This is a genomic window from Actinocorallia sp. A-T 12471 (genome assembly GCF_033875155.1).
Classification (GTDB): domain Bacteria; phylum Actinomycetota; class Actinomycetes; order Streptosporangiales; family Streptosporangiaceae; genus Actinocorallia.
Genome location: NZ_JAWZTE010000002.1, coordinates 723742 through 748809 on the forward strand (window position 1 = coordinate 723742; position 25068 = coordinate 748809).

Below are 25068 nucleotides of genomic sequence, written 5' to 3' on the forward strand. Positions count from 1 at the left end.
ACCCCGTAGATTGGTCGTCATGAGCACGCTGCACCTGACCGCGCAGATCTGGCAGGAGGACGACGCCTACGTCGCCCACTGCCCCGAGCTCGACGTCACGAGCCAGGGCGACAGCCTCGACCACGCCCTCGCCATGATCAAGGAAGCCGTGGAACTCACCCTCGCGGACCTCACCCCCGAGGAACTCGCCGCCCAGCTCCACCCGACCCCCGCCCTCATCCCCTTCGAGGTCCAGCTCACCGCATGAGCCCCCGCCTCATCCCCCCGACCCCCGCCGCAACGGTCCTCAAGGCATTCGACGCCCTCGGCTTCGTCCGCGTCCGCCAGTCCGGCAGCCACGTCCGTCTCCGGCACCCCGACGGCCGTGCCGTCACGATCCCCGACCACGGCCGCAAGGACCTCAAGACCGGCACCCTCCACGGCATCCTGCGCCAGGCCCGCGTCCCCGTCCAGGACTTCCTCACCGCACTCCCCTGACCGCGCCCAGCCCCGCAAGGAAGCCGAAGGCTTCGAGCCCCCTCCTTTCGAGGAAGCCGGAGGCTTCGAGCCTTGTCGGATCGGGGGCGGGCGGGGCGGGTCTAGGATTAGGGGTACGGCGGACGAGCCGGCCGGGCGGTCGCGTCGGGGATCTTCGGATCTCCGCCGAGGAAAGTCCGGGCTCCACAGGGCAGGGTGGTCGGTAACACCGACCCGGGGCGACCCGCGGGACAGTGCCACAGAAAACAAACCGCCCCGCTCCCCCAGGGGACGCGAGGTAAGGGTGAAACGGTGAGGTAAGAGCTCACCAGCGCCCAGGGCGACCTGGGCGGCTAGGTAAACCCCACCCGGAGCAAGACCAGACAGCGGACGACACGGGCTGCCCGCCCAATGTCCGCGGGTAGGTCGCTAGAGGACGTCGGCAACGACGCCCCAAGATGGATGACCGCCAAGGAGAGGCACCACCCCTCCAAACAGAACCCGGCTTACAGGCCGCCTCGTCCGCCCCACCCCAGCACAATCCCCTAAATCGGGACACCCCGCGCCTTCCGCAAGCTCAAGCGCGCCAAAACACCCGCCGACGCCCCGTCATCACCCACCCACACCCCCACGGTCGCCACGGCCGAACTGACAACAAGCCGCGGAATCGCATCCCGCAACTGCACCCCCACCCCGGACGTGCTCGGTTCGTCGTGCACTTCCCATGTCCTGTCGCTGCTTCAGCGCTGCACTTCAGCATTTGGGGATCGGCCCGGTGCGAGACTGCCGTCATGGCTGAACTCAATGGGGCGCAGGTCTCCGCCGATGCGCTGCAAGCGCTGGCTCTTACGAACTATGGCCACTTCACGTCCATGCGCGTCGAGGACGGGCACGTCCGCGGCTATTCACAGCACCTGGACAGGCTGGTCACCGACTGTCGGGAGCTGTTCTCCGCCGCACTCGATCGAGACCGAGTGCGCTCCTACGTTCGCTCAGCCGTCGGTGACCGCAAGGAAGCGTTCATCCTCCGCGTCACGGTGTTCGACCCCGCCTTGGATCTGGGCCACATCGGCGGGCAGGCTGCTCCCTCGGTGCTCGTGACGCACCGCCCGGCACCGGGTCTCCCGGCCTCTCCTCTGCGCATCCGGACCACGGCCTACCAACGTGATCTGCCGAAAGTGAAGCATGTCGGATTGCTCGGGCAGCTCTGGCACCGGAGGGAAGCCCTCTCGGCCGGTTTTGACGACTGCCTCTTCCATGACAGCGCCGGGTTCATCTCCGAAGGCGCGACTTGGAACATCGGCTTCTTCGACGGACACAAGGTGCTCTGGCCGAACGCCGACGTCCTCCCCGGCGTGACCATGAGCCTCCTCAAGCAGACCCACGAGGAGACGGTCACGGCACCGGTGCACGTGCGCGACATTCCCGAAATGAGCGCCGCCTTCGCCACGAACACGTCTGTGGGCGTGCGTCCCATCGCCGCCATCGACGACATCCCCCTCGACGCCGAACACGACATCATCGACGCTCTCCGCAAGGAGTACCAGGAGATCCGTCCCGAAAGCCTCTGACCCCACCGGCCCCACCACCGAGGAGCCACCACATGGCACCCGTCGTCCAGCTCTGGTCCGGCCGCGAGGTCCGCTGGCTCCGCGACGCCAAGCGCATGACCATCCAAGCGTCCGCCGCCCATCCCATGGGAGCGGTTTTGCGCGTGGACATGATATTTACAACTATCGGATGCCATAAATCTAATATTTGACACATCCGGAAACGTAGACTTCTGCCGAATCTTGCTGTTTGGGATCAAGAACGGTGGCTTTGCCGCCGCCGGCCGCTCCTGCTCCCTGTCACGACTTCTCGCCGTTACGCGGAGCACTCTGGACCCAACTGCACATGCGACAGGCTGTGGTGCCCCCTGGGGGCTACGCCGTCAGCGGCGATCGCGCTCAGTGTCCGTGGTCGATCAGCTCTGAAACCACCTCGGACCACTCGTTGCAGAGCTCAGCCGACGGCCAGAACGGTTCTGTTTCCGGGTCTGAGCGCCATGTCAGGTGAACGACTGCCCATGCATTCCGCTGCGGCAACCAATACAGAACCTCGTCGCAGACACCGCACCGCGCGAGCGCCTTCACCTCGGCTCCATACAACGAGTGTTCTCTGCTGCCGCACTCGCGAACCAGCTCCACACCGAGTGCTTGACTCGTCACATCGTCCTCCGCGAGTGAAATCCAGCGGCCAGGGAGGTCATCCGGACGGAAGAGCATGCCGCATGATCCCGACGACACTGGCTCAACGCCAACGATCCCAGTGCACATTTCGTGCACATGAGGGTGGGAGAAGGCGGGAAACGATGAGAACTGCCCCGAAGTGAAGGGAAGCGTTTGGGCTGATCAGGATGCGTTTCTGCTGGTCAGGTGGTTGGGGGCTCCGTTCCCGGCGTACAGGCTGCCTCGTCCGCCGCCAACTGAAGACCCAAACCTCGTGTCGAACGTCGGATGGCGGACTGCGCTGAACGAGGTGCTCGGGCGAGGTGCGCTGGGGACCGATTCCGCGAGATCACACTCCGAAACCCGGGCTCTGGCCCTGGCGATGTGTCGGTCGGCTTCCCTCTCTCTACCTGCCCGCTGGACGTAGACCGCGTCTCCTTCGACGTCCGCCTTCCGTTCCGTCGGACCAAGCGCCTATCCCAGACGCCGCTGTCAGATCGCGACATTGCTCAAAGAACGCGAGGCGGACTTTTGGCCGGACGCACTTCCCGGCCATCGTGTGAAGTAGATCAACAGCACTGTGTTCGCAGCGCGATCACGGTCCGCGATGGCGAGGGTGAGCTGCTGCTCGTCGAACGCGCCGACAAGAAACTCTGAGGCCTGTCGGCGGTGGCCTGCATGTCGGCGAGACCGTCACCGAGGCCCGCCTGCGCGAGCTGGCAGGCCATCCGCCAGGACGCCTACGAGGCCCTGACCCGCAAGTCGGACACCTTCTAGCTCCAACATGCCGTGCCCACGTATAACGGACATCCCTAACTGGAAGAACAGCGACAAGCGTGGGACAACAAAACCGCTCTGCTATACGCACTCTTGACAAACCATGCCACCAGCAGGCTTGATATAGGCATACGCTGATCTACATGATCCAGCCCAAGAACCATCGCCAATGCCAGACCTCCGAACCTTTTCATCCAGCAGTCCCGGAGATGCTTTTGCTCAATGCCCTAACCGCCACGATAGGAACACTCGTTGGTGTCATCTTTGGCGGACTATTGGCCGACCATTCACAGCGCAAAATCTGGAAACAACAAAACACCGAAGAATGGAGAGGCAGGCAAGTAGAGGCCTGTCTTGAACTGATAGCCGCCGCACGGAAATGGCGCTCATACATAATGAGCGCCAAGGCAAGAATCGAGCTGGTCGAGAATCCAACCTACGGCGAACCGGTGCCCGTCTTCGACGAAACAGGGTCATCCCTCCAGGCTGCAGCAGAACTTTCCCTCGCCAAAGTCCAGCTTCTGGTGCGGGATCAAGAAGTTCAGCGCTCGGCTGCCGATCTAGTGTCCGCCCTTCGGAGACTCGGCACCATCCGCGCCCCATTGCCCCCGGGAAATATTCCAAAGGAACAATCAGATCACATTCAGAGTTTGCAGCAAGATTTCATTCGGGCCGTAGGATCTGCAGTTTAAGAGTAGTATTTAATGACTCGCATCACTACCAGGTGGCCGTACGGGGAGAGGCCCGCTATGCGCGAAGCCCTTTTGAGATCCAGTTCGTCTTCCGTCCGAAGCCGCGCCAACGCGTCGGCCCGGAGCTGCACCGGCCGTCTACGCGGCATGTGCCTTTCGTGTTGAGAACATGGGGCAACGATATCCCGCGGACCTACTCCAGACCACCCCCGACGACCCTCAAGATCAGTGCACGTTTCGTGCCCATGAGATAGGGATGGGGGGGTGTGGTGGGTGATGTCCTTTCCGGGGTGACCAAGCGGCTCCTTAGATCCCTCCTGAGGGCCTCTGATGTCGCTGGTCTCGCCGCCGAGGGGTGTCACTCCAGGGGACCCGTCAGTGGCTGTCTTAAGATGTTTGGGTGGAGTATGAAGTGGTGTATGACGTTATCTTTCGGGTGGAGTGGGAGCAGCCCGGGGAGCCGGGGAATCCTTATGCGGGGCTGTGTTTTACTGAGGAGGGGGAAAGGTTGGCGCATGTGGCTGTGCCGCCTGGGAGGCGTCCGTTGTGTGGGTCGACGCGGCGGTTTATTGTGCCTGGGGAGAGGTGGGATGGGCAGATTTTGGAACGCTGGCGGCGGTGTTCGGAGTGTTTGGGTATGTGTCCTGTGGGGTCGTGATGGTGTTCGTTGGGCTATGTGGACGTAGCGTGGGGTGGAATTGGTTATGGGTAGGCTGTGGCGGGTGGTTGGTTGTTGGGTGGGTTGGGGGGGTTTTGGTGGTGGGTGTTTTGTGGGGGGGCTTTGGGGGTTAGGTGGGGGGTTGGGGGGTGGGGTCGGGGACTAGGGTGTCTATGCCGGGGAGGGGGGTTAGGGCGGTGGTCAGGTAGGGGATGGCGGTGGGGGTTGTGCGGATGCGGAAGGAGTCGGGGATGTCGCCTGGGCGGAGTCCGGAGAGGAGGGTGGGGGTGTGGGGGAAGAGGGTGTGGAAGCGGGTGTATGCCTCGGGTTGGGATTCGTAGTGGAAGGAGTGGACTTCGGGGAGGGAGGTGAGGAGGTCGGCGATGGCCTGGCGTTGGGCGGGGGTTGTGTTCTTGCCTGCGCAGGAGGGTTGGGAGGAGGTGGAGACACAGAGGTAGGCGGTTAGTTGGTAGGGGGGCGGGGGTGAGGTGGCTGCTTCGGTGGGGAGGGGGGCTGGTTTGACTACCTGGAAGACTGTGGCGATCAGGGCGGCGGAGATCAGGGCGGCGGTCAGGGGGTGGGGGAAAGAGAGGGAGAGCCTTGGGAGGGTGCGGCGGTGGGTGGGGGTGGGGAGGGGTGGGGGGGTGGTTATGGATTGGGCGGTTGTGGTGAGGGTTTCGCGGAGGAGGGATTCCAGGGGGTGGGTCATTGGGGGGGCTCCAGGTGGTGGGAGAGGGCGGTGAGGGCGCGGGAGACCGTGGATTTTGCGGTGCCTCGGGTGATGTTCATGGTGGTGGCGGTTTCGGCTTCGGAGAGGTCAAGGAAGTAGCGGAGGATCAGGGCTTCGCGTTGGCGTGGGGGGAGGTTGTGGAGGGCTTTGAGGACTTCTCGGCGGGATTCGTCAAGGAGGGCTTCGGATTCCGCGGAGAAGGCGAAGAGCTCGGGGGTGGGGAAGAAAGGGAGGCGGCGTTTGCGGAGGACGGAGCGGCAGCGGTTGAGGACGGAGGAGCGGGCGTAGGAGAGGGCCTTGGTGGGGTCGCGTAGGGACGGCCAGCGTTTGTAGAGGCCGAGGAATGCCTCTTGGACTACGTCCTGGGCGGACTCGCGGTCGCCGAGCATGAGGAAGGCGAGGCGGGTGAGGCCAAGGGAGTGCTCGCGGTACAGCGCGGCGAAGGATGCCTCGTCCGGACGGCGGCGGGGGGCCGTCGTGTCAGCGGTCATGTCTCAGAGACGCGGGGACGGGCCGGAGGTTGCCTCTCGGGCGGAGAATTCCGTGGCGCCGCCGAGGGCCCGACGGACGGAGACCGGTTGGCGCCCTGCGGGAGCGGATCGAGCAGGGGCGTATCAGGCGATGGCCTCTGGACCGCCGCAGGGCGATCGGTCCGGCCTTCTCGGGACGAGGGGCTGCGTGGGAGGCCGGTGTGGCGCTGGCCCGTACCCGAGTGAGAGGCCGGAGTGGGGCTGGCCCGTGCCCGAATGGGAGGGCCGGTCTGTCGACCGGTGAAGGTGGGGTCAGGCCGGGACGGTCGCCGTGGCGGCCTGGGCTATCTCGTCGGCGATCGCCAGGGGGATGGTGACGGCGAAGTCCCAGGTCTCGTCGTCCTGGCCGACGAGGATGACGGCGTTGCCGTCGTGCTGGACCCAGAACGCGGGGGCGCCGGCGCAGGTGCCCGCGCCGATGGAGCCAGAGGTCTCCCAGTCGGTGTCGCGGATGGCGGCCAGCCGGGCGAACTCGGCGGGGATCGCGCGGATGTTGATCTCCCAGCCCGCTCCGCAGAGCTTCACCGTGGCGACCGGGTCCATGTCCCGCCCGGCGTCGAACGTCATGCTCACCATGGGCTCATCCTCCCGTATCGCGGCAAGTGAGATGTCCCAGTATCCACCCACCGAACAGGACGCTCAGTACAAACAGGACAAACCCCGAAATAACTCTTTACGCGGTCGGCAGATAATGCGTCTCGTTCATCGACCTGACCACGGCCGGGCCGTCGTCGAACCAGTCGACCGTGCACAGCGAGGCCGTGTCGAGATGCACCCGGTACAGAATCGTGTCGGGGGCGTCGAGGGCGAGTTTGAGCATCGTCTTGATCGGCGTGACGTGCGAGACGACGAGGACGGTCTGGCGGCGGTAGCGCACGAGCAGCTTGTCGCGCGCGACCGAGACCCGCTTGGCGACGGAGGCGAAGCTCTCCCCTCCGGGCGGCGCGTAGGACGAGTCCGACAGCCACGCGGCGAGGTCGTCAGGCCAGCGTTCGGCGACCTCCCCGAAGGAGTGCCCCTCCCACTGCCCGAAGTCGGTCTCGCGGAAGCCCTCGTCCGTGCGGATCTCCGCGCCGATGACTGACGCGACGGCCTTGGCGGTGTCCTGCGCGCGCCGCAACGGCGACGCCACGATCACGTCGATCGGCGTGTCCGCGAGGTGGCGCGCGGCGGCCTCGGCCTGGGCGCGCCCGACGTCGGTCAGCGGGATGTCCCCGACGCCCGCGAAGCGCCGCTCGACCGACAGGGGGGTCTGGCCGTGCCTGAGCAGCAGGGTGCGGGTCGGGTCGGTGGTGGGCGGTACCCAGCCGCCCTTCGGGGGCGGCTCGGGCTCCTGGGGCGCTGAGGACGCGGGCGACCATGTCTCGCCGCGCGCTGCGGCGTCCATGGCGGCGTTGGCGAGCGCGTCGGCGCGGGTGTTGCGGGCGCGCGGGATCCAGGAGTAGGAGACCGCGGCGAAGCCGGAGGCGGCGTCGCGCGCCTCGAGCGCGAGCGGCTTCATGTCTGGGTGCTTGATCTGCCAGCGCCCCGACATCTGCTCGACGACGAGCTTGGAGTCCATCCTGACCTCGACCCGCGCGCGCGGGTCGAGCGCGGCGGCGGCGCGCAGGCCGGCGATGAGCCCCCGGTACTCCGCGACGTTGTTGGTGGCGCGGCCGATCGACTCGGCGGCCTCGGCGAGCACCTCGCCGGTGATCCCGTCGAGGACGACGGCCCCGTACCCGGCGGGCCCCGGGTTGCCGCGCGAGCCGCCGTCGGCCTCGACGACGAGCTTGCGGCTCACAGCCCGGACTCTGGGGTGCGGACGAGGATGCGCCGGCACTCCTCGCAGCGGACGACGTCGTCGGCGGCGGCCGCCCTGATCCGGTTGAGGTCGGAGGTGTTGAGCGCCAGGCGGCACCCCTGGCACTGGCCGCGGGTGAGCGCGGCCGCGCCGACGCCGCCGAACTGGTCGCGCAGCTTCTCGTAGAGGCCGAGGAGGTCGGCGGGGATGTCGGCGGCGACGCCCTTGCGCGCGTCGGAGGTGAGCGAGGACTGGCCGGAGATCTCCTGCTCGGCCTTGTCCTTGCGCTCGTTCAGCTCGGCGAGGGCGGCGTCGAGCTCGCGCTGCCGGGACTCGACGGTCCCGACGCGCCCCTCGGCCTCCTCGCGCCGCTCCATGATCTCCAGGACCACCTCTTCGAGGTCGCTCTGGCGGCGCTGGAGCGAGGCGATCTCGGACTGGAGGGACGCCAGGTCCTTGGCGGAGGTCACCATGCCGGAGTCGAGGCGCTTGGCGTCGCGGTCGGCGCGGGCGCGCACCTGCTCGACGTCCTGCTCGGCCTTGGTCTGCTCGCGGTCGAGGTCGCCGACCTCGGTGCGCGCGGCGACGAGCTTGTCGCGCAGCTCGGCGATCTGCTCCTGGAGCGCGGCGAGCTCGGCGTTCTCCGGCAGGGTGCGGCGGCGGTGGGCGAGCCGGTCGAGGGTGGAGTCGAGTTCCTGGAGGTCGAGCAGACGGATCTGGTCTCGGGGTGCGGCTTTCACTGGACTCCTTCGGCGGCGTGGGTCCACGCGTCGGTGACGAGCGTGGACACCCGGGTCTTGACATGTGGGCTGAGGAAGGCGGCGAGGTCGGCCAGCCATGGCCACTCGGTCGCCCAGTGCGCGGCGTCCACCAGCGCCATCGGGCCGCGCTCCAGGGATTCGGAGACGGGGTGGTGGCGCAGGTCCGAGGTCAGGTAGACGTCGGCGCGCCCGGCCCGCGCGGCCTCGATCAGCGAGTCGCCCGCTCCCCCGCAGACGGCGACGGTGCGGATCTCTGCGTCGGGGTCGCCCGCGGCGCGCACCCCCCAGGCGGTCTTGGGCAGCGCGGCGGCGGCGCGCGCGGTGAACTCCCGCAGGCTGACGGGTTCGGCGAGCTCCCCTATCCGGCCGAGGCCGCGCCGGGGGTCGGCCGGTGACGGGCTGAGCGGCCGGAGCGCGCCGACGACGCCGACGGCCCTGGCCAGCGCGTCCGACACGCCGGGGTCCGCGACGTCGGCGTTGGTGTGCGCGGTGTACAGGGCCGCGCCGGCGCGGATCAGGCGGTGGACGGTGCGTCCCTTGGGGGTGTCGGCGGGCACCCCGTGCACGCCGCGCAGGAGCAGCGGGTGGTGGGTGATCAGGAGTTGGACGCCGTCGGCGATCGCCTCGTCCACGACGGCGGCGACGGGATCGACGGCCAGCAGCACCGAGGTGACCTCGGAATCCGGATCGCCGCACACGAGTCCCACCGCGTCCCAGGACTCCGCCCAGGCCGGGTCGTATCGGCCCTCGATCCGGCGGATCAGTTCGGAGAGACGCACGTCCGAAAGGTTATCGTGGTTTCGCACCGGTCTTCCTGGATCCAAGCCCGGAGCGCTACCGTGCCCGGACCGGCGTTTGAAGGCGGCGGGCACGGGGATCGAACGCGATCAAGGGGATCAAACTCGGCCGTGGAATCGTTGGAGTGTTCGTGAAGTCACCGTTCCGCCGCCGCAAGCGGTCGAAGAAGGCCGAGGAGATGCGCCGCAAGGCCAAGCTCGAGGCCAAGATGGCAGTGCCCGACTGGGCCCAGGAGGGCACCGGGGGCGGCGGTCTGATGTCGGCGCTGCGCGGCGACGGCGAGGCAGGGGCCGGGTTCGGCGCGGGGATCTTCGAGGATCTGCACGCCGCGTTCAGCGGGGCGAAGAAGATCCAGCTCCAGGAGCAGGAGGCCGAGAAGCTCCGCCGCGTGGACGACCACGAGCAGGCGGGCGACGCGCCCAAGAACACGCGGCCCGATCTCGACTCGGGCCGGATCCGGATCACTCCGCGTCGGCCTGCGGCCGCCGAGGAGTCCGAGGACAAGAGCTGAGCGGATTCGTCCGCGTGTGACAGGCCCCCGGGACGGTGTCCCGGGGGCCTGTTCGCTTTCACGGGGTGCTGACGGCCTTCTCCGGCGTCTTGCGGGCGGGCCGTAGGCCGTGCTGGAGGGTGGCCTCATCGAGCCAGGCGCCGAGGCGGAGCCAGGTGGTGGTGCGGGCGGCGCGGCCGGTGAGCACGCCGAGGTGGCTGCCGGGGGCGGTGGCGAACCTGACCTCGGCGGAGCCGGTGAGCAGCCGGGTGAGCGGGTGGACGGCCGGGAGCGGGGCGAACTCGTCGCCGCGTCCGGCGAGCACCAGGACCGGCGCGCGGACGTCGGACAGCGCGACGCGGCGGCCGCCGACGACGAGCGCGCCGGAGGCGAGGTCGCCGCGCCGGAAGAACCGCGCTCCGGCGTGCGCGGCGGCGGGGTCGGCGGCGACGCGGGCGGCGTAGGCCGCACGCGCCTCGGCCTGGGCGAGGAAGTCGGCGTCGTCAAGGTGCGCGAGCATTTTCACCGGACGGGTCAGACGTTTGTCGACACCGAGTGCCGAATAACCGTCGACCAGCACCTCGGGTGCAATTCTCTCGAGCATTCCCGGAAATGATCTCGCTTTTCCGGAGATATGCGCGAGCGGGTCGGCCCCGGCGGGCACCGCGGTCCGGTCGACGGGTGCGGCGACGACGGCCAGCGAGGCGAGCGGCAGCGTCGGATCGGCGGCCGCGGCGAGCACCGCGAGGAGCCCTCCGAGGCTCCAGCCGACGAGCTGGACGGGCTGGCCGCCGGCGTCGCGGCTGACGCGGCGGACCGCGTCGGGGATGGTCTCGCCGATCCAGACCGCCGCGCCCTGCGGCGGCTCGGCGGTGTCGGCGGGGGCGAGATCCAGCAGGTGGACGCGTCTTCCGGTGGCGACGAGGTGTTCGGCGAGGCTGCCGCCGCGGCGCAGGTCGAACGCCCATGACGCGCCGGGCACGGGCGGCGGGAGCAGCAGCACCGGGGGTCCGGTGGCGATGACGGACGCGGCAGGACGGTACCGGCGCAGCGCCCCTGACGGTCCGACGGGGTCGGACGGGGTCGGCGTGAGGTCGGCGAGGGCCCCGTGCCGCAGACGGTGCGCGGCGTTGGCTGTCGCGTCGCGGATCTTTTTCGGGGAGGGGAACATCACCACAGTATTCCACGACCAATCACGACTCGATTTCAAGGACCGGACCCGGACACCCCTTGACCAGCCCTGACTCTTCCCTATCACCGAAATTCGTGTCGCTTATCACACGGCGGTGTCCACTGCGTTAAATCGCCCTCCCGACGCGCTGGGTGACGGGAGCGGTCCATGACGGGCCGGGGTCGGTCACGATGCGGACCCGCTGCCCCGTCCACCCTGCGCGGACCGCCGCGCGCCCGCATAATGGCAGCTACACCCAGTCACTGATCATGTTGCGGACGGCGTCTTTGACGATCATCAGACCTGCGGCGAAGGAGCCGGGCACCGCCCGGTGGCTGCCGCGAGGCGGGCTTCCCTGGCGGGCCGCATCCGGCCCCGCGCAGGCCGTCGAACCGTTGGTCGCGGCGTTCCGCGCGGCCCATCCGTCGGCCGATCCCGCGGAGTTGCGGCGCGCGTACGAGGTGGCCGAGCGGATGCACCGCGGCCAGATGCGCAAGTCGGGAAATCCGTACATCACCCATCCGCTGGCGGTCGCCACGATCCTCGCCGGGCTCGGCATGGACCGCACCTGCCTGATCGCGGCGCTGCTGCACGACACCGTCGAGGACACCGCCTACACGCTGGGCGAGGTGCGCGCGGACTTCGGCGACGACGTCGCGGTGATCGTCGACGGCGTCACCAAGCTCGACGGGGCGCGCTGGGGCAAGGAGACCGCCGAGGCCGAGACGTTCCGCAAGATCGTGCTCGCCGCCGCCGCCGACCTGCGGGTGCTGATCATCAAGCTCGCCGACCGGCTGCACAACCTGCGCACGCTTGGCGCGCAGCCGTCGCACAAGCGCGAGCGGATCGCGCGCGCGACCCTCGACCTGCTGATCCCGTTCGCCGACAGGCTCGGCATCCACGTGCTGAAGCGGGAGATGGACGACCTCGCGTTCGCCACCCTCGACCCCGACGCGTTCGCCGAGACCAGGACCAAGGTCCGCGAGGTGCTGCCGCGCGTGGAGTCCGAGCTGGGCCCGGCCGCGCAGATGCTGCGCACCGCCCTTGCCGACAACGGGGTGCGGGCCGAGGTCGAGCTGCGGCCCAGGCACCTGTACAGCGTGCACAAGACGCTGCCCGGCGACCTTGCGGGCCTGCGCACCAGCGAGGTCATCAGGTTCCTCGTGCTGGTCGACGGCTCCGAGCAGGACTGCTACGTCGCGCTCGGCGCGGTGCACGCCGCGCTGCACCCGATCGCGGGCCGGGTGAAGGACTACATCGCGATCCCGCGCTTCAACCTGTACCGGGCGCTGCACACCGTCCTCATCGGCCCGGACGGCGACATGCTCGACGTCATCATCCGCAACCGCCGCATGCACGAGGTCGCCGAGTACGGCCTGATCGCGCACATCCGCCAGGCGGGCGACGGCGAGGCGGCCGAGGAGTTCGCGGGCCGCCGCGACCTGGCCTGGCTGGCGCGGCTGCTTGCGTGGCAGGTGGACGCCCCCTCCGCGACATTCCTCGACGGCCTGCGCACCGACCTGCGCGAGGGCAACATGCCGATCTTCACCCCCGAGGGCATGATCGTCCCGCTGCCGCCGCGCTCGACGGCGCTCGACTACGCCTACGCGCTCGACCCGGAGACCGGCGAGCACTCCATCGGCGCGCTCATCAACGGTCGCCTCGCCCCCCTGTCGGCCGAGGTGCGCCTGGGCAACGTCGTGGAGATCCTGACCGCGCCCGACGCCTGTCCCGGCCCCGACTGGCTGGAGTTCGCGCGCACCGCCCAGGCCCGCGTGCACATCCAGGGCTTCCTCGACGCCCAGGCCGCCGACGAACGCGCGCGATCAGGCCGCGAGGCCCTCCGCGAGGCCCTGGCGGCCCAGAACATCGACCTGCTCGCCGCCGAGACCGCGGGCGACTCCCTCGGCGTCGCCCGCTCCCTCGGCCACAGCACCCCCGAGTCCCTCTACCTCGCCCTCGCCGACGGCGCGCTCCCCCTCCAAGACGCCCTCTCCCGCTTCGCCACCCGCGACCCCTCCCCGCCGGAGGACGACGGGCCTGAGGACGCCGACGCGTCCTGACGGGGTCAGGGGGTGGGGTCGGGCGGTCCGTAGACGTCCCAGAGCTCGCCAAGGAAGAAGTGGCCGAAGCGGGTGAGGGACTTGAGGTCGTCGGGGCCGTCGGTGCGGAACGTGGTGAGCTGTTCGAGGAAGTCGGCGAGGCGGATGTGCAGGGTGCCCGCGCCCAGGACGGGGGCCGTGGAGTCGGCGGGGACGTGGCCGGACATGACGCGGTAGTACAGGGTCGTGGTGTCCGGCCAGATGTGGGTGGGCGGGCCGACCTGGATGTCCTTCCAGCCCGCGAGGGTGCGCGGCGCGCCGTGCACGTCGGTGAAGTGCAGCAGGTAGCGCATCTCGCGGCGGTCGGTCTGGTCGCCGGGGGTGACGAACAGGTTGAACGAGCCTTGCTCGACGCGCCGCCGTCCGCCGAACGCGGCGGCGTCGACCCAGCCCTCGGCGCGGGCGAGGTGGTCGGGCTCGCGCAGGAACCTGTCGACGTCGGCGGCGGTGATGGTGAGCCGGAACGCCAGCTTCTCGCCGGTCCCTCCGCCGTGCGGCTCGGTCGCCCCCGCGACGTACGTGCCCTTCATCTCCTCGGTGAACGAAAGCGAAGTACTTCCCTTGGGCCGCGCTCCCGTGTGCGTGTTCCCGCCGGAGGCGGCCCCCCCGGCCGCCCCCGTGGCGAGATCGCCGTGCAGCATCTGCCTGCACATCCGCTCGGCCAGCGCCGCGATCGTCAGTGACGGGTTCGCGCCGACCGGCCCCGGCAGCGCCGCCCCGTCGGCGACGTACAGGCCCGGCAGGCCGAACACCTCGCCGAACGGGTCGCAGACGCCCTCGCGCGGATGCCGTCCGATGGGCGCGCCGCCCAGCGGGTGGACGCTGACGACGCGCTTGCGCAGCCAGAGCGGGTTGTCGGCGTAGTCCGCGCCGAGCACGTCGCCGATCCTGCGCATGGTCGCGCGCAGCCTGTCGAAGTACTCGCGGCTGGTCTCCACCGACCAGTCGGCCTTCAGCCTGCCCTCGCGGTCGAGCGACAGCACCCCGTCGGGGACGTCGCGGCCCATGCCGAGCAGCGGCAGCGCGTGCGCCGACAGCGACCGTCCCGACAGCAGCTGCGACACCTCCGCGGACATGTTGGTGTCGCCGTCGCCGGTGAGGAAGTCGGTGAACCGCTCCCACAGCAGCTTGACGGCCCTGGTGATCTGGCCCTGCACGTCGAGGCCGGCCGCCATGAAGTCGACGAACCCCGGATAGCCGCCCTCCTCGATGTACGCGCCGCGCCCGGTGCCGAACCCGTCGAGCTGGTCGGGCAGCCGGACCGCGCTGGTGATCACCGGGCCGCGCGCGACGTCCAGCGGGGTCGTGCGGTCGCTGCCCTTGACCCCGGTGAGGAAGGTCAGCAGGTCGCCGTTCCCGCACAGCCGCGTGCCGAGCGCTGAGCTGATGCCCGGCAGCTTCGAGCGCAGCAGCAGCCGTGTGGTCCCGAACGTCCCGGCGGCCAGGACGAGCCTGGCGCACCCGAGCGTCGCCCTGACGCGCCCGCCGGTCGCCGGGTCGTGCCGGACGTAGTCGACGAGGTAGCCCCCGCCTTCGCGCGTCCGTATCCCCTCGACCTCGTGCAGCGGCCGCAGGTCCGCCCCCAGACGCGCGGCCGCCGACAGGTAGGTGTGATCGAGGGAGTTCTTGGCTCCGTCGTTGCAGCCGATGTCGCACTCGCCGCAGAGCCTGCACGTGGTGCGCGGCACCCCGTGCAGGTTCCCGTACGCGGCCTCCGCCAGCGGTTTGCCCGGCTCCGGCACGGCCCCTGTGTGCGTGCCGAAGCTCACCGCGAGCGGCGGACGGAACCAGTCGAGCCCCAGCTCGGCGGCCGCGTCCTGCATCGCGTGCGTCTTGGGGGTCTCGGCGTACGGCGGATGCTCCACCGGGTACGGCGTGACCCCGATCATCGCCTCGACCTCGTCGTAGAACGGGTCGAGGTCCTTGCGGGTCACCGGCCAGTGCTCGTAGCCGCCCCCCGGCAGGCCCTGCTCGTGGACGAACCAGCGCTCGTCCTTGCGCAGCAGCACGTTGGCGTAGATCAGCGACCCGCCGCCCAACCCCGAGGAGACGACGGAGTCGAACCCCTTGAAGCGCCAGACGTCGAACATCCCGTACAGCCGCTCGGCCGGGTCCCAGAACGCACGCCCGAGGTCGGTCGGCGTACGCGGGAACTGGCCGGGTGCGTAGGAGCGCCCCCGCTCCAGCAGCACCGTGGAAAGGCCAGCCTCGGCGAGCCGCAGCGCGGCGACCGACCCTCCGAACCCGGAGCCGACGACGACCGCGTCGACGGTCTCCACCCGATCCTGCGCCACGGCTCAGACCGCCTTCTTCCTGAGGAACTCGACGATGCGGGGGAAGACATCCTCATGCGCCTTCCGCCCGATGAAGGGATCGACATGGCCGTAGCCGGGCAGCAGCTCAAGCTCGTGCCTGCCGGGTGCGGCCTGCTCCAGGGCCGCGTGGGTGACGATGTTGGAGTCGGTGAAGACGTGGTTGTCGGTCCCGGCCAGGAGCAGGATCGGGGTCTCGACGGCGGCGAGGTCGGCGGTCACGTCGGGCAGCCGGGTGTCGTCCGGGTCGAACGGGACGATCCGCCCGGCCGCGACCATCCTGTGGACGTGCCGGTAGTAGTGGACGCCGCACGCGCCGCACAGGTCCTCCATGCGCTGATGGGTGACCTCGTGCAGCATCTCGTGGGAGAACATGGCGGGTTTGCCGTCCCCCCACATGAAGCTGAGCAGATGGCACGCCGAGTCGCGGCACTCGGGGTGGAACAGGGAGACCGCGCGCGAGAAGACCTTGCGCCTGGTGAACCAGGGCGCGTCGCCAAACCTCGGGTCGAGGACGGGCATGCCAAGCCCGTACTCGGCGAGCGCGGGGCCGAACCGCAGCTTCAACGCGGCCCAGCGCGACACCCTCGGGTGCAAGGAGACGCTGTTGGCGACGACGCTGGTGACCTGGTCGACCTTGCCGCCGAACAGGCTCGCCATGAACGTCACCGAGCCGAGGCAGTGCGCGATGACGTGGACGCGGCGGTCCCCGACGACCTCGCGGAGCGCCTCCATGGCGGCCGGGTGGTCGTAGGCGGCGACGTCGTCGAGGGTGTGCCGGTGGGTCTCCATGTCGTAGGGGAAACGGTTGCTCATCCGGTAGTCGAGCGTCCACACGTCGGTGAACCCGGCGTCGAGCAGGTAGGAGACGAGGTTGGTGTGCTCGGGCATGATGAACATGTCGCGGGACAGGGTGAGGCCGTGGATCAGCAGGACCACGTCGTCGCAGTCGGCCCGGTGGAACCGGGTCAGGCTGAGCCCGAGGCCGTCCTCGGTCGCGAACAGCCGCTCGGACATCTCGGTGCCCGTCACCCCCTGGAGGGTGAACCTGGGTATCCGCTCGGTCATCTCTCCTCGTTTCCCGCAGCGTGCCGGCGGTTTCCCGCCGGGCACCACCTTCCCGCACACGCGACACGCGGGACATCGGGGGAAACACGGAACTTGTGGGGGTCGGTCCCCTACGTACTCGGAGGCGTCACCCGGACGCCGGACCCGTACCGTCGCGCGCGTCCCCGGACATGTCGCGGACCGCGCCCGCCACGCCCACCCGTGAGGTGACCTCGAGCTTGGCGAAGATGTTGGACAGGTGGGTCTCCACGGTCCGGACGCTGATCACCAGTTTGTCGGCGATCTGCTGGTTGCTGTAGTCGTCGGCGACCAGGAGCGCGACCTCGAGCTCGCGGCGTGACAGGCCGCCGGGGCCGCCGCCGGCCTTGCCCCTGCCGCGCTGCACCGGCACCCGCATGCCGCGCGCCCGCTGCTCCCGGACGGCCTGGGCGTGCAGGCCGTCCGCGCCGTGGTCGGCGAACAGCTTGACGGCCGAGGCGAGGTCGGCCAGGGCCGCGTCCTTGTCGGGTTCGAGGCAACCCGCGGTGAGCAGGGCCCTGCCCTTGTCGATCGGGTGGCCGTCGAACAGCGCGGCGGCCGTGCGGGCGCGCGGCGCGGACCGTTGCGCGTGGGCGGCGGCGAGTTCGGTGAAGGCCCTTCCGTAGTCCCAGTCGTCCTGCAGGGCGCTCGCGGCGAGGTCCGCCCAGCGGAGCGCCTCCTCGGGGCAGCCGCGCGCGGCCTCGGCGGCGGCGAGCAGTTCCGCGCACGACAGCAGGGTCGCCGGGTCGAGCACCGGGTCATCGAAGTCGCCGCACGCCGCGCGCAGCGCCGCGACGCCCTCGTCCACCCGGCCGTCGGCGAGCAGCGCGACGCCGTGCGCGTGCCGGAACATCGACCCCCACACCTCGCCCTCGCCGGTGCCGGTCGCCTCCGCCTCGGCGGCGCAGGCGAGGGCGCGTGCGGTGTCCCCGGCCCAGGCGGCGGCGAGGCAGCCCTGGGTCTGCGCGAACACGAGCTGCATGCCGGAGCCGATCATCCGCGCGATGTCGGCGGCCTCCTCGGCGAGTGCGGCGGCCTCGGCGAGCGCGCCCGTCATCGCCAGGGCGCGGGCCTGCCCGGCGAGCATGTTCGCCACGACATAGCCCATCTCGTGCGGCCTTGCGATCGCGACAAGCCGGGAGAAGTGCGCGATCGCGCGCGCCGGGCGGCCGAACAGGGTCTCGGTCCAGCCCGCCCAGGTGAGGATGTCCATCCAGTCGAGCAGGTGCTCGTCCTGGGTCAGGGACAGCTGCTGCGCGGCGATCTCCAGAAACCGCCGCGCCTCCTCGGTGCGGCCGAACGCGTGCGCGGGAAGGCCGCGCAGCGCGGCGACGGCGACGTCGAGGCCGGGCGGCCAGTCGCGGCCGATGTCGGGGATCATGTCGAGGACGGCCTGGGCGGCCCTGCGGTCGTTGCGGAGCAGGCTCTCGGCCGCCAAACGCAAACGCAGCGGGATCGCCACCGCGTTAAGGTGCCGCGGCAGCCGCTTCAGCTCCGCGAGCAGCGCCGCGCGGGCCTGTTGCGGCCGGTCGAGCTGACGTTCCACCAGGGCCAGGGCGCGCACGGCGTGCGCGCGCATCACGTGGTCGTCCTCCGACAGCAGGCCGAGCACCTCGATCGCGGTGCGGCGCGCGCCTTCCAGCCGTCCGCTGGACAGCTGGGCGCGGACCAGCTCGACCAGCAGGCCGAGCCGCTGCGCGTCGCCGGGCGGGATCAGCCGCAGCGCCGAGCGCAGCCGGTGCCCGGCCGTCGCCGGGGCGGGGCCCGCCGCCGCGCGCGCGGCCTCCACGAGGACGTCGATCGCGGCCTGGTCGGCGAAGCGCGCGGACCGCTCCACATGACGGGCCCGGACCGCCGCCGGAGCGCCGAGCCCCGCAAGATGCGCCGCGACGCGGCCGTGCGCGGCGAGGCGCCAGCCCGCCGCCGCCTGGAGGTAGACCGCCTGGCGGACCAGCGGGTGCCGGAACCTGAACCTGCCGGGCGCGGACGGCCGCGCGACGTCGCGCGCGACGAGCTCGTCTATCGCCGACAGGGCGAAGTCCTCGGAGATGTCGGCGGCGACCGCGACGAGCACGGGATCGAACTCCTCGGCCGCGACCGCCGCGCCCTGCGCGGCGGCCTGCGCGCCCGCCGACAGGCGGCTTACTTCGAGCTGGAGCGCAGCGCGGACCGCGCCGGGCAGCTCGTCGGCCTCCTCGACGTCGTCCTCGGCCTGTTCGCCGCGCGCGAGGGCGTCAAGGTAGAAGGGGTTGCCGCCGCTGGCCTCGTACAGGCGGCGGCAGCGCTCCGCGCCGGGGTCCATGTCGAGCAGTTCCGCGGCCTCGGCGAGGCTGAGCGGCCCGACGTTCATCCGCTCGCCGGTCTCGGCGAGCGCGCCGAGCCTGGGCATCGCCTGGACGGGCCGGTAGGCGATCGCGACGAGGATCTGACCGCGCGGCTGGTGCCTGACGAGGTGGTCGAGCAGTTCGACGGTGGCGTGGTCGGCCCAGTGCAGGTCGTCGAGGATCAGGACGAGGCCGTCGGCGCGGGCGAGCTCGTCCATGAGCTGGCGTGCCGCCTTGTGCAGCCGGTAGCGGCCGGACGCGCCCGTGCCCTCCCCTGCCGCGTCCTCGAGGGCGGGGAAGATCGTGCCGAGCAGCCGGACGGTTCCCGGGCCGAGCCTGCGCGGGATCTCGGGCGCGGCCTCGAGGTGGTCGTCAAGCGCGTCGACCACCGCGCCGTAGGGCATCTCCTCGTCGAACTCGGCGGCGCGGCCCCACAGGGTGAGCCTGCCCCTGCCGCGCGCGGCGGCGGCCAGTTCGGTGAGCAGCCGCGACTTGCCCACGCCGGGGTCGCCGACGAGCGTGAGGAACGTGAAGCCCGGCCTGTCGAGGACCTCGGCGAAGGCGGCGAGCGCTTCCGCGCGGCCGACGAGGCGGTCGGCCTTCGGCGGGGGGTGGTCGGGCACGGGGGGCACCTGTCTGCTCCGGAAGGGGGCGGGGCGGACGCGCGGCACACAGCGGCGCGGCGACGTAGATGAAAGATCAATCTAGCCCCACCGGGGGTGCCTGAGTAGTGTCGTATGACGCAGAGGTCCGTAAGGTTTGCGTTAAGCCGGTGGGTCTTGCCCGGGTTCGACGGCGTCTGTCGGGTTCGCCGCTCAGCGTGACGTCGCCCGGAACGCGTCGCGCCACACCGCGTGCAGCCCGTGCGTCTCGGCGAGCCGACGGCAGCGCAGCACGTCGGCGTGCAGCCCGGGATCGCCGGTCCGCGCCGCCGACTCCAACGCCACGTCGAGCGTGTAGTTGTCGAGTTCGGGATCGGCCAGCAGCCGCCTGATCCCCCCGACCGCCCTGCGGTCGCCCCGCTCGGCGAGGCCGCGCGCCGCCTCGGCCAGCACCACCTGGGACGGGTCGTCGAGCCTGCGCGCCAGCGCCTCGCGGATCTCCGGGCCGTCGGCCTCGAGCAGGCCGAGCGACATGGTCGCCCAGTCCCTGACGTACTCGTGGTCGTCCTCGGTGAGCCGGACCAGCTCCTCGGTCTCCAACGGGTCCTCCGGCGGCAGCACCCGCGTCAGCGCGTAGCCGACCGCCTCGCGCACCCGGTGGTCGGCGTGCCTGGCGTGGCCGAGCAGCTCGGGCAGCGCCACCACGTCGCCGTGGTCGCTCAACGCGAGCACCACCGCGCGCAGCAGCACGGGGTCGGTCTCCTCCCGCGCCATCCTGCGCAGCAGCGGCAGCGCCCGCGCCCGGAACTCGGGCTCGGCGAGCACGTCGACGCCGAACGTGCGGTAGAGCGGATCGGGGTCGTGTGCCAGCTCGATCGCCTGCTCGAGGGTCGCGGTGTCGCCGCGCTCGCGCAGCACCCTGACCGCCTCGCTCCACGCCGGACGCTCGGTGGCGTGCCTGCGCGCCTCGGCGGCCGTCGGGCGCAGGTAGCGGAACTCCATCGCGCGGCGGAGCAGCTCGTCCACCGGGGTCGCGATCCCCATCCGCTGCTCGAGGATCGTCGCGATCGCGCCGTGGCCGGTCTGCATCTCGCTCTCGGCCCCGTCGAACTCGCCGGGACGGCCCGCCGAGACGCTGATCAGCTCGGTCTCGTCGTCCTGCTCGGTACGGGTGACGACCACCTCGTAGCCGGGCTCGGTGAACATCTCGGCCTGCCGGCGGCGCAACTCGGCCTCGATGTCGACGCCGGTCCAGCGCAGGGCGGCGTCAAGGGCGGTCTTGCCCTCGGCGTCCAGGGCCGACGGGTCGGCCCCGTGCTTCAGCAGCAGACGGACGATGTCGACCGCGCCGCGCGCGGCGGCCAGGTGCAGCGGGGGCGTCCGGGTGGGGAGGTTCGGGTCCGCGCCATGCTTGAGCAGCAGCGTCACCGCGCCGGTGTGGCCGCCGGAGGCCGCCCACTTCAGCGGGGTCCAGTCGAACGACTCGGTGCGGTTCGGATCGGCCCCGCCCGCCAGCAGTTCGCCGACCGTGGCGTCGTGGCCCCAGCACGCCGCGCCGCACAGCGGCAGGCCGTCGCTGTCGCCGAGGCTCGCCAGGTTCGGGTCCGCGCCCGCCGCGAGCAGCGCGCGCACCACCTCGGCGTGCCCCGACACCGCCGCCGCGTACAGCGCGGTGGTGCCCTCGGTATCCGGGCGGTCCGGCGGCGCGCCGCCCGCGAGCAGCTCGCCCAACCGGTCGAGCTTGCCCGCCCGGGCGGCCCCGACCAGCGATTCGTCCCCCGACATGCCTCAGGTCATTTCCGGGGTCGCGCTTCGGTAATCGCCTTCCTGATCCGTTTGTCGGACACGGGATAGCGGGTGCCGAGCGACTGGGCGAACAGGCTGACCCGGTACTCCTCGATCATCCAGCGGACGTCGGCGGGCTTGCCCGCGCGTTCCCAGTCGCCGAGCACCCCGGCCACCTGGACCATCAGCTGACGGTCGCGGTTCGGGTTCTCCGGGAGCCGATCGAGCCTGTGCTCGATCGCGCGCAGGTACCGCAGGACGTCGGGCAGCCGCGCGAGCCCGGTCTCGGTGACGAACCCGGGATGGACCAGCGCGTCGAGCTGGGCCCGCACGTCGGTCAGCGACGGAACGAGCACGAGGCTGTTGGTGCTCTTGAGCTTGCGCTGGACCGCCTGGTAGGCCCCCAGGACCCGCTCGGCCCAGTGCAGGATCTGGGCCGCGGTGTCGGCGAGGTCGGCGCGGACCGCGTCGAACAGCCGCGTGTAGTCCGCCTCGTTCCACGGGACGCCGCCGTTGTCGGCCATGAGCTTGTCGGCGGCCGCGTCGGTGACGTCGGCGAACAGCTTGGCGACCGAGCCGTGCGGGGTGTGCGCGAGGGTGAGCTTCGCCTGGTTGGTGAGGCCGCGTTCCAGGTGCTTGGCCGGGGACGGGGCGTTCAGCAGGATCATCTTCCGCACGCCGGGCCACATCGCGGCGCGCTGCTCGTCCTCGGTGCCGAAGGTCCGGATCGCCACGGTCTGGCCCTGGTCGACCAGCGCGGGATAGGCCCGCAGCCTGCCCTGCTCGTGCAGGCGCGGCAGCTCGGGGAAGTCCCACGAGGTGAGGCCCTGCCGTTCGATCCCGGCGGACTTGGCGAGCGTCTGCTGTTGCTTGGGGGCGAGCTTGCGCTTCAGCTCCTCCAGGTCCTTGCCCTCGGCGAGGCGTTTGCGGCGCTGGTCCACCACCCGGAACGTCATCCGCAGGTGGTCGGGGATGCCCTGCGGGTTCCACGACTCGCGCGCGACGGCGACGCCCGTCAGGGCCTTGAGCTCGTCCTCGAGGGCGGTGAGCAGGGGGCCCTGACGCGGGACCATGCGTTCCAGCGCGCGGCGGGCGAAGTCCGGGGCGGGCACGAAGTTGACGCGGGTCTGCTTCGGCAGGGCACGGATCAGGGCGGTCACGAGATCCTGGCGGAGGCCCGGGACCATCCAGTCGAACCCGTCGGGGCTGACCTGGTTGAGCAGGTGCAGGGGGATGTGCGCGGTGACGCCGTCGGCGTCGGCGCCCGGTTCGAACTGGTAGGTCAGCTTGAACACGAGGTCGCCCTGGGACCAGGTGTCCGGATAGTCCTGTTCGGTGACCTCGGCGGCGGTCTCGTGGACCAGCATCGACTTCTCGAAGTCGAGCAGGTTCGGTTCCGTGCGCTGCGCCTGCTTCCACCAGGAGTCGAAGTGCGCGCCGGAGACGATCTCGGGTGGGAGGCGGTCGTCGTAGAAGTCGACGAGGGTCTCGTCGTCCACGACGATGTCGCGCCGCCGCGCCCGCTCCTCGAGCTCGCCGACCTCCGCGAGGAGCCTGCGGTTGGCATGGAAGAAGCGGTGCCTTGTCTCCCAGTCGCCCTCGACGAGGGCGTGCCTGATGAACAGGTCGCGCGACGTCTCGGGGTCGATGCGGCCGTAGTTGACCTTGCGGTTGGCCACCAGCGGGACGCCGTAAAGCGTCACCTTCTCCAGGGCGATCACCGCCGCCTGGTTCTTCTCCCAGTGCGGCTCGCTGTAGGAGCGCTTCACCAGGTGCTGCGCGAGCGGCTCCACCCACTCGGGCTCGATCTTGGCGTTGACCCGCGCCCACAGCCGCGACGTCTCCACCAGCTCGGCCGACACGACCCAGCGCGGGTTCTTCTTGAACAGCCCAGAGCCGGGGAAGATCGCGAACCGCGCGCCGCGCGCGCCGAGGTAGTCGCGCTTCTCGGCGTCGAAAAGCCCGAGATGCGACAGCAGACCGGCAAGCAGCGAGGTGTGGATCTGCAACGGGTCGCCCGGCGTGGTGTTCGCGGTGATCCCGAGGTCGCGGCCGACCTGCTTGAGCTGGCCGACGAGGTCCTGCCACTCGCGGATGCGCAGATAGTGCAGGAACTCGTTCTTCAGGGTGCGCCGGAACTGCGAGCCGGAAAGCTCACGCTGCCGCTCGCGCACGTACTCCCACAGGTTGAGGAACGCCGCGAAGTCGCTCGCCGGGTCCTTGAACCGCGCGTGCTTCTCGTCGGCGGCCTGCTGCTTGTCCGACGGGCGCTCACGCGGGTCCTGGATCGACAGCGCCGCCGCGATCACCATGACCTCGTTGACGCAGCCGTTCTTGTCGGCCTCGAGGATCATCCGGCCCATCCGCGGGTCCACCGGAAGCCTCGCCAGCTTGCGGCCGATGTCGGTGAGCGTGCGTTCGGCGTCGAGCGCGTGCAGCTCGTGCAGCAGGTCGAAGCCGTCCTTGACGGCCCTGCGGTCGGGCGGGTCGATGAACGGGAACTTCGCGACGTCGCCGAGACCGAGGCTGGTCATCTGGAGGATGACCGAGGCGAGGTTCGTGCGCAGGATCTCCGGATCGGTGAACTCCGGGCGCGAGACGAAGTCGTCCTCGTCGTACAGGCGGACGCAGATGCCGTCGGAGGTACGGCCGCAGCGGCCCTTGCGCTGGTTGGCGCTGGCCTGCGAGACCGCCTCGATCGGCAGCCGCTGCACCTTCAGCCTCGTGCTGTACCGGGAGATGCGGGCGGTGCCGGGGTCGATCACGTACTTGATGCCGGGGACCGTCAGCGAGGTCTCGGCGACGTTCGTGGCGAGCACGATCCTGCGGCCCCGGTGCGGCTGGAACACCCTGTGCTGCTCGGCGTTCGACAGCCGCGCGTACAGCGGCAGGACCTCGGTGTTGCGGTACTGCTTCTTGGCGAGGGCGTCGGCGGCGTCGCGGATCTCCCGCTCGCCGGACAGGAAGACGAGGATGTCGCCGGGGGCCTCAAGGCTGAGCTCGTCAACGGCGTCGCAGATGGCCTCGGCCTGGTCGACGTCGTCGTCCGGCGGACGGTAGCGGACCTCGACCGGGTACGTCCGGCCGGACACCTCGACGATGGGGGCGTCGCCGAAGTGCCGGGAGAACCGCTCGGGGTCGATGGTCGCCGAGGTGATGATCACCTTGAGGTCCGGGCGGCGCGGCAGGAGCTGCCTGACGTACCCGAGGATGAAGTCGATGTTCAGGCTGCGCTCGTGCGCCTCGTCGATGATGAGGGTGTCGTACGCCTCGAGCGCGCGGTCGTGCTGGAGTTCGGCGAGCAGGATGCCGTCGGTCATCAGCCGGACGAGGGTGTCGTCGCTCGAATGGTCGGTGAAGCGGACCTTGTAGCCGACGGCCCCGCCGAACGGGGTGTCCAGCTCCTCGGCGATCCGCTCGGCGACGGTACGGGCCGCGAGCCTGCGCGGCTGGGTGTGCCCGATCAGCCCCTTGACGCCCCTGCCCAGCTCAAGGCAGATCTTCGGGAGCTGGGTGGTCTTGCCCGAGCCGGTCTCGCCCGCGACGATGACGACCTGGTTGTCGCGGATCGCGTCGGCGATCTCGTCCTTCTTCTGGCTGACCGGCAGCTGCTCCGGATAGGTGATCTTCGGGACGGCGGCGGCCCGGTTCGCCACGCGCAGCTCGGCCTGGTCGACAAGGCGCAGCACCTCGGCCTGCACCTTCGCGCGTTTGGCGGTGTCGCGGATCTTGCGGGTGCCCTCCCAGCGGCGGCGCAGCCGGGAGGCGTCGCGCGTCATGAGGCCGTCCAGGCGTCGGCGC

18 protein-coding genes and 1 other RNA gene are annotated in these 25068 nt (G+C 70.5%); 7 read left to right on the forward strand and 12 right to left on the reverse strand.

The window, feature by feature from the left end; translation table 11 throughout:
- Positions 1 to 19: 19 nt before the first annotated feature.
- The 5 genes from R9X44_RS08375 (at position 20) to R9X44_RS08395 (ending at position 4135) form a co-directional block, all read left to right on the forward strand.
- Positions 20 to 247, forward strand: a complete 228-nt coding sequence (locus R9X44_RS08375) for a type II toxin-antitoxin system HicB family antitoxin (RefSeq protein WP_319813425.1) — start codon at positions 20 to 22, stop codon at positions 245 to 247.
- Positions 244 to 477, forward strand: a complete 234-nt coding sequence (locus tag R9X44_RS08380; RefSeq protein ID WP_319813426.1) for a type II toxin-antitoxin system HicA family toxin — start codon at positions 244 to 246, stop codon at positions 475 to 477. Before R9X44_RS08375 ends, R9X44_RS08380 begins: the two co-directional genes overlap by 4 nt.
- A gap of 123 nt (positions 478 to 600) precedes the next feature.
- Positions 601 to 981, forward strand: an RNA gene (gene rnpB / locus R9X44_RS08385) — RNase P RNA component class A.
- A gap of 266 nt (positions 982 to 1247) precedes the next feature.
- Positions 1248 to 2027 (forward strand): aminotransferase class IV family protein, encoded by a 780-nt coding sequence (locus R9X44_RS08390; RefSeq protein ID WP_319813427.1) that lies wholly within the window; start codon positions 1248 to 1250, stop codon positions 2025 to 2027.
- 1559 nt (positions 2028 to 3586) lie between these two features.
- Positions 3587 to 4135: a hypothetical protein gene (locus R9X44_RS08395; protein ID WP_319813428.1), complete on the forward strand. Its 549-nt coding sequence runs from the start codon at positions 3587 to 3589 to the stop codon at positions 4133 to 4135.
- Positions 4136 to 4923: 788 nt separating this feature from the next.
- On the opposite strand, the gene R9X44_RS08400 is transcribed toward R9X44_RS08395, so the two are convergent.
- The 6 genes from R9X44_RS08400 to R9X44_RS08425 form a co-directional block, all read right to left on the reverse strand.
- Entirely contained in the window at positions 4924 to 5502 is a 579-nt protein-coding gene (locus tag R9X44_RS08400; RefSeq protein WP_319813429.1) for a permease-like cell division protein FtsX, read from the reverse strand.
- On the reverse strand, positions 5499 to 6014 hold the full coding sequence (locus tag R9X44_RS08405; RefSeq protein WP_319813430.1) for a SigE family RNA polymerase sigma factor: 516 nt from the start codon (positions 6012 to 6014) through the stop codon (positions 5499 to 5501). Before R9X44_RS08405 ends, R9X44_RS08400 begins: the two co-directional genes overlap by 4 nt.
- A gap of 291 nt (positions 6015 to 6305) precedes the next feature.
- Positions 6306 to 6629, reverse strand: a complete 324-nt coding sequence (locus R9X44_RS08410; RefSeq protein ID WP_319813431.1) for a hypothetical protein — start codon at positions 6627 to 6629, stop codon at positions 6306 to 6308.
- A 97-nt stretch (positions 6630 to 6726) separates the two neighbouring features.
- Complete coding sequence (locus R9X44_RS08415; RefSeq protein ID WP_319813432.1) at positions 6727 to 7836, reverse strand: bifunctional RNase H/acid phosphatase; 1110 nt, start codon at positions 7834 to 7836, stop codon at positions 6727 to 6729.
- Positions 7833 to 8576, reverse strand: coding sequence for a zinc ribbon domain-containing protein (locus R9X44_RS08420; protein WP_319813433.1), 744 nt, complete (start codon positions 8574 to 8576; stop codon positions 7833 to 7835). Before R9X44_RS08420 ends, R9X44_RS08415 begins: the two co-directional genes overlap by 4 nt.
- A complete protein-coding gene (locus R9X44_RS08425) occupies positions 8573 to 9376 on the reverse strand; it encodes a Nif3-like dinuclear metal center hexameric protein (RefSeq protein WP_319813434.1) in 804 nt (267 codons plus the stop codon). The genes R9X44_RS08420 and R9X44_RS08425 overlap by 4 nt, the downstream gene beginning before the upstream one ends.
- Before the next feature lie 149 nt (positions 9377 to 9525).
- On the opposite strand from R9X44_RS08425, the gene R9X44_RS08430 reads away from it, so the two are divergent.
- The gene (locus R9X44_RS08430; protein ID WP_319813435.1) at positions 9526 to 9906 is read left to right on the forward strand and encodes a DUF6191 domain-containing protein; all 381 of its coding nucleotides are present in this window, start codon (positions 9526 to 9528) and stop codon (positions 9904 to 9906) included.
- 58 nt (positions 9907 to 9964) lie between these two features.
- Here R9X44_RS08430 and R9X44_RS08435 read toward each other — a convergent pair whose 3' ends face one another.
- Complete coding sequence (locus tag R9X44_RS08435; RefSeq protein WP_319813436.1) at positions 9965 to 11056, reverse strand: alpha/beta fold hydrolase; 1092 nt, start codon at positions 11054 to 11056, stop codon at positions 9965 to 9967.
- 287 nt (positions 11057 to 11343) lie between these two features.
- On the opposite strand from R9X44_RS08435, the gene R9X44_RS08440 reads away from it, so the two are divergent.
- Entirely contained in the window at positions 11344 to 13119 is a 1776-nt protein-coding gene (locus R9X44_RS08440) for a RelA/SpoT family protein (protein ID WP_319813437.1), read from the forward strand.
- Between the two features lie 5 nt (positions 13120 to 13124).
- On the opposite strand, the gene R9X44_RS08445 is transcribed toward R9X44_RS08440, so the two are convergent.
- The 5 genes from R9X44_RS08445 to hrpA form a co-directional block, all read right to left on the reverse strand.
- A complete protein-coding gene (locus R9X44_RS08445; protein WP_319813438.1) occupies positions 13125 to 15452 on the reverse strand; it encodes a GMC family oxidoreductase in 2328 nt (775 codons plus the stop codon).
- A gap of 3 nt (positions 15453 to 15455) precedes the next feature.
- A complete protein-coding gene (locus R9X44_RS08450; RefSeq protein ID WP_319813439.1) occupies positions 15456 to 16538 on the reverse strand; it encodes an alpha/beta fold hydrolase in 1083 nt (360 codons plus the stop codon).
- A gap of 127 nt (positions 16539 to 16665) precedes the next feature.
- A complete protein-coding gene (locus R9X44_RS08455) occupies positions 16666 to 19503 on the reverse strand; it encodes a helix-turn-helix transcriptional regulator (protein WP_319813440.1) in 2838 nt (945 codons plus the stop codon).
- A gap of 192 nt (positions 19504 to 19695) precedes the next feature.
- Positions 19696 to 21267 (reverse strand): ankyrin repeat domain-containing protein, encoded by a 1572-nt coding sequence (locus tag R9X44_RS08460; protein WP_319813441.1) that lies wholly within the window; start codon positions 21265 to 21267, stop codon positions 19696 to 19698.
- Between the two features lie 8 nt (positions 21268 to 21275).
- On the reverse strand, positions 21276 to 25046 hold the full coding sequence (gene hrpA / locus R9X44_RS08465; protein ID WP_413774923.1) for an ATP-dependent RNA helicase HrpA: 3771 nt from the start codon (positions 25044 to 25046) through the stop codon (positions 21276 to 21278).
- Positions 25047 to 25068 lie beyond the last annotated feature (22 nt).

Coding starts and splice junctions, on each gene's coding strand:
- R9X44_RS08375 (WP_319813425.1), top strand. CDS start 20: ATGAGCACGCTGCACCTGACCGCGCAGATCTGGCAGGAGGACGACGCC.
- R9X44_RS08380 (WP_319813426.1), top strand. CDS start 244: ATGAGCCCCCGCCTCATCCCCCCGACCCCCGCCGCAACGGTCCTCAAG.
- R9X44_RS08390 (WP_319813427.1), top strand. CDS start 1,248: ATGGCTGAACTCAATGGGGCGCAGGTCTCCGCCGATGCGCTGCAAGCG.
- R9X44_RS08395 (WP_319813428.1), top strand. CDS start 3,587: ATGATCCAGCCCAAGAACCATCGCCAATGCCAGACCTCCGAACCTTTT.
- R9X44_RS08400 (WP_319813429.1), bottom strand. CDS start 5,502: ATGACCCACCCCCTGGAATCCCTCCTCCGCGAAACCCTCACCACAACC.
- R9X44_RS08405 (WP_319813430.1), bottom strand. CDS start 6,014: ATGACCGCTGACACGACGGCCCCCCGCCGCCGTCCGGACGAGGCATCC.
- R9X44_RS08410 (WP_319813431.1), bottom strand. CDS start 6,629: ATGGTGAGCATGACGTTCGACGCCGGGCGGGACATGGACCCGGTCGCC.
- R9X44_RS08435 (WP_319813436.1), bottom strand. CDS start 11,056: ATGTTCCCCTCCCCGAAAAAGATCCGCGACGCGACAGCCAACGCCGCG.
- R9X44_RS08450 (WP_319813439.1), bottom strand. CDS start 16,538: ATGACCGAGCGGATACCCAGGTTCACCCTCCAGGGGGTGACGGGCACC.
- R9X44_RS08460 (WP_319813441.1), bottom strand. CDS start 21,267: ATGTCGGGGGACGAATCGCTGGTCGGGGCCGCCCGGGCGGGCAAGCTC.
- hrpA (WP_413774923.1), bottom strand. CDS start 25,046: ATGACGCGCGACGCCTCCCGGCTGCGCCGCCGCTGGGAGGGCACCCGC.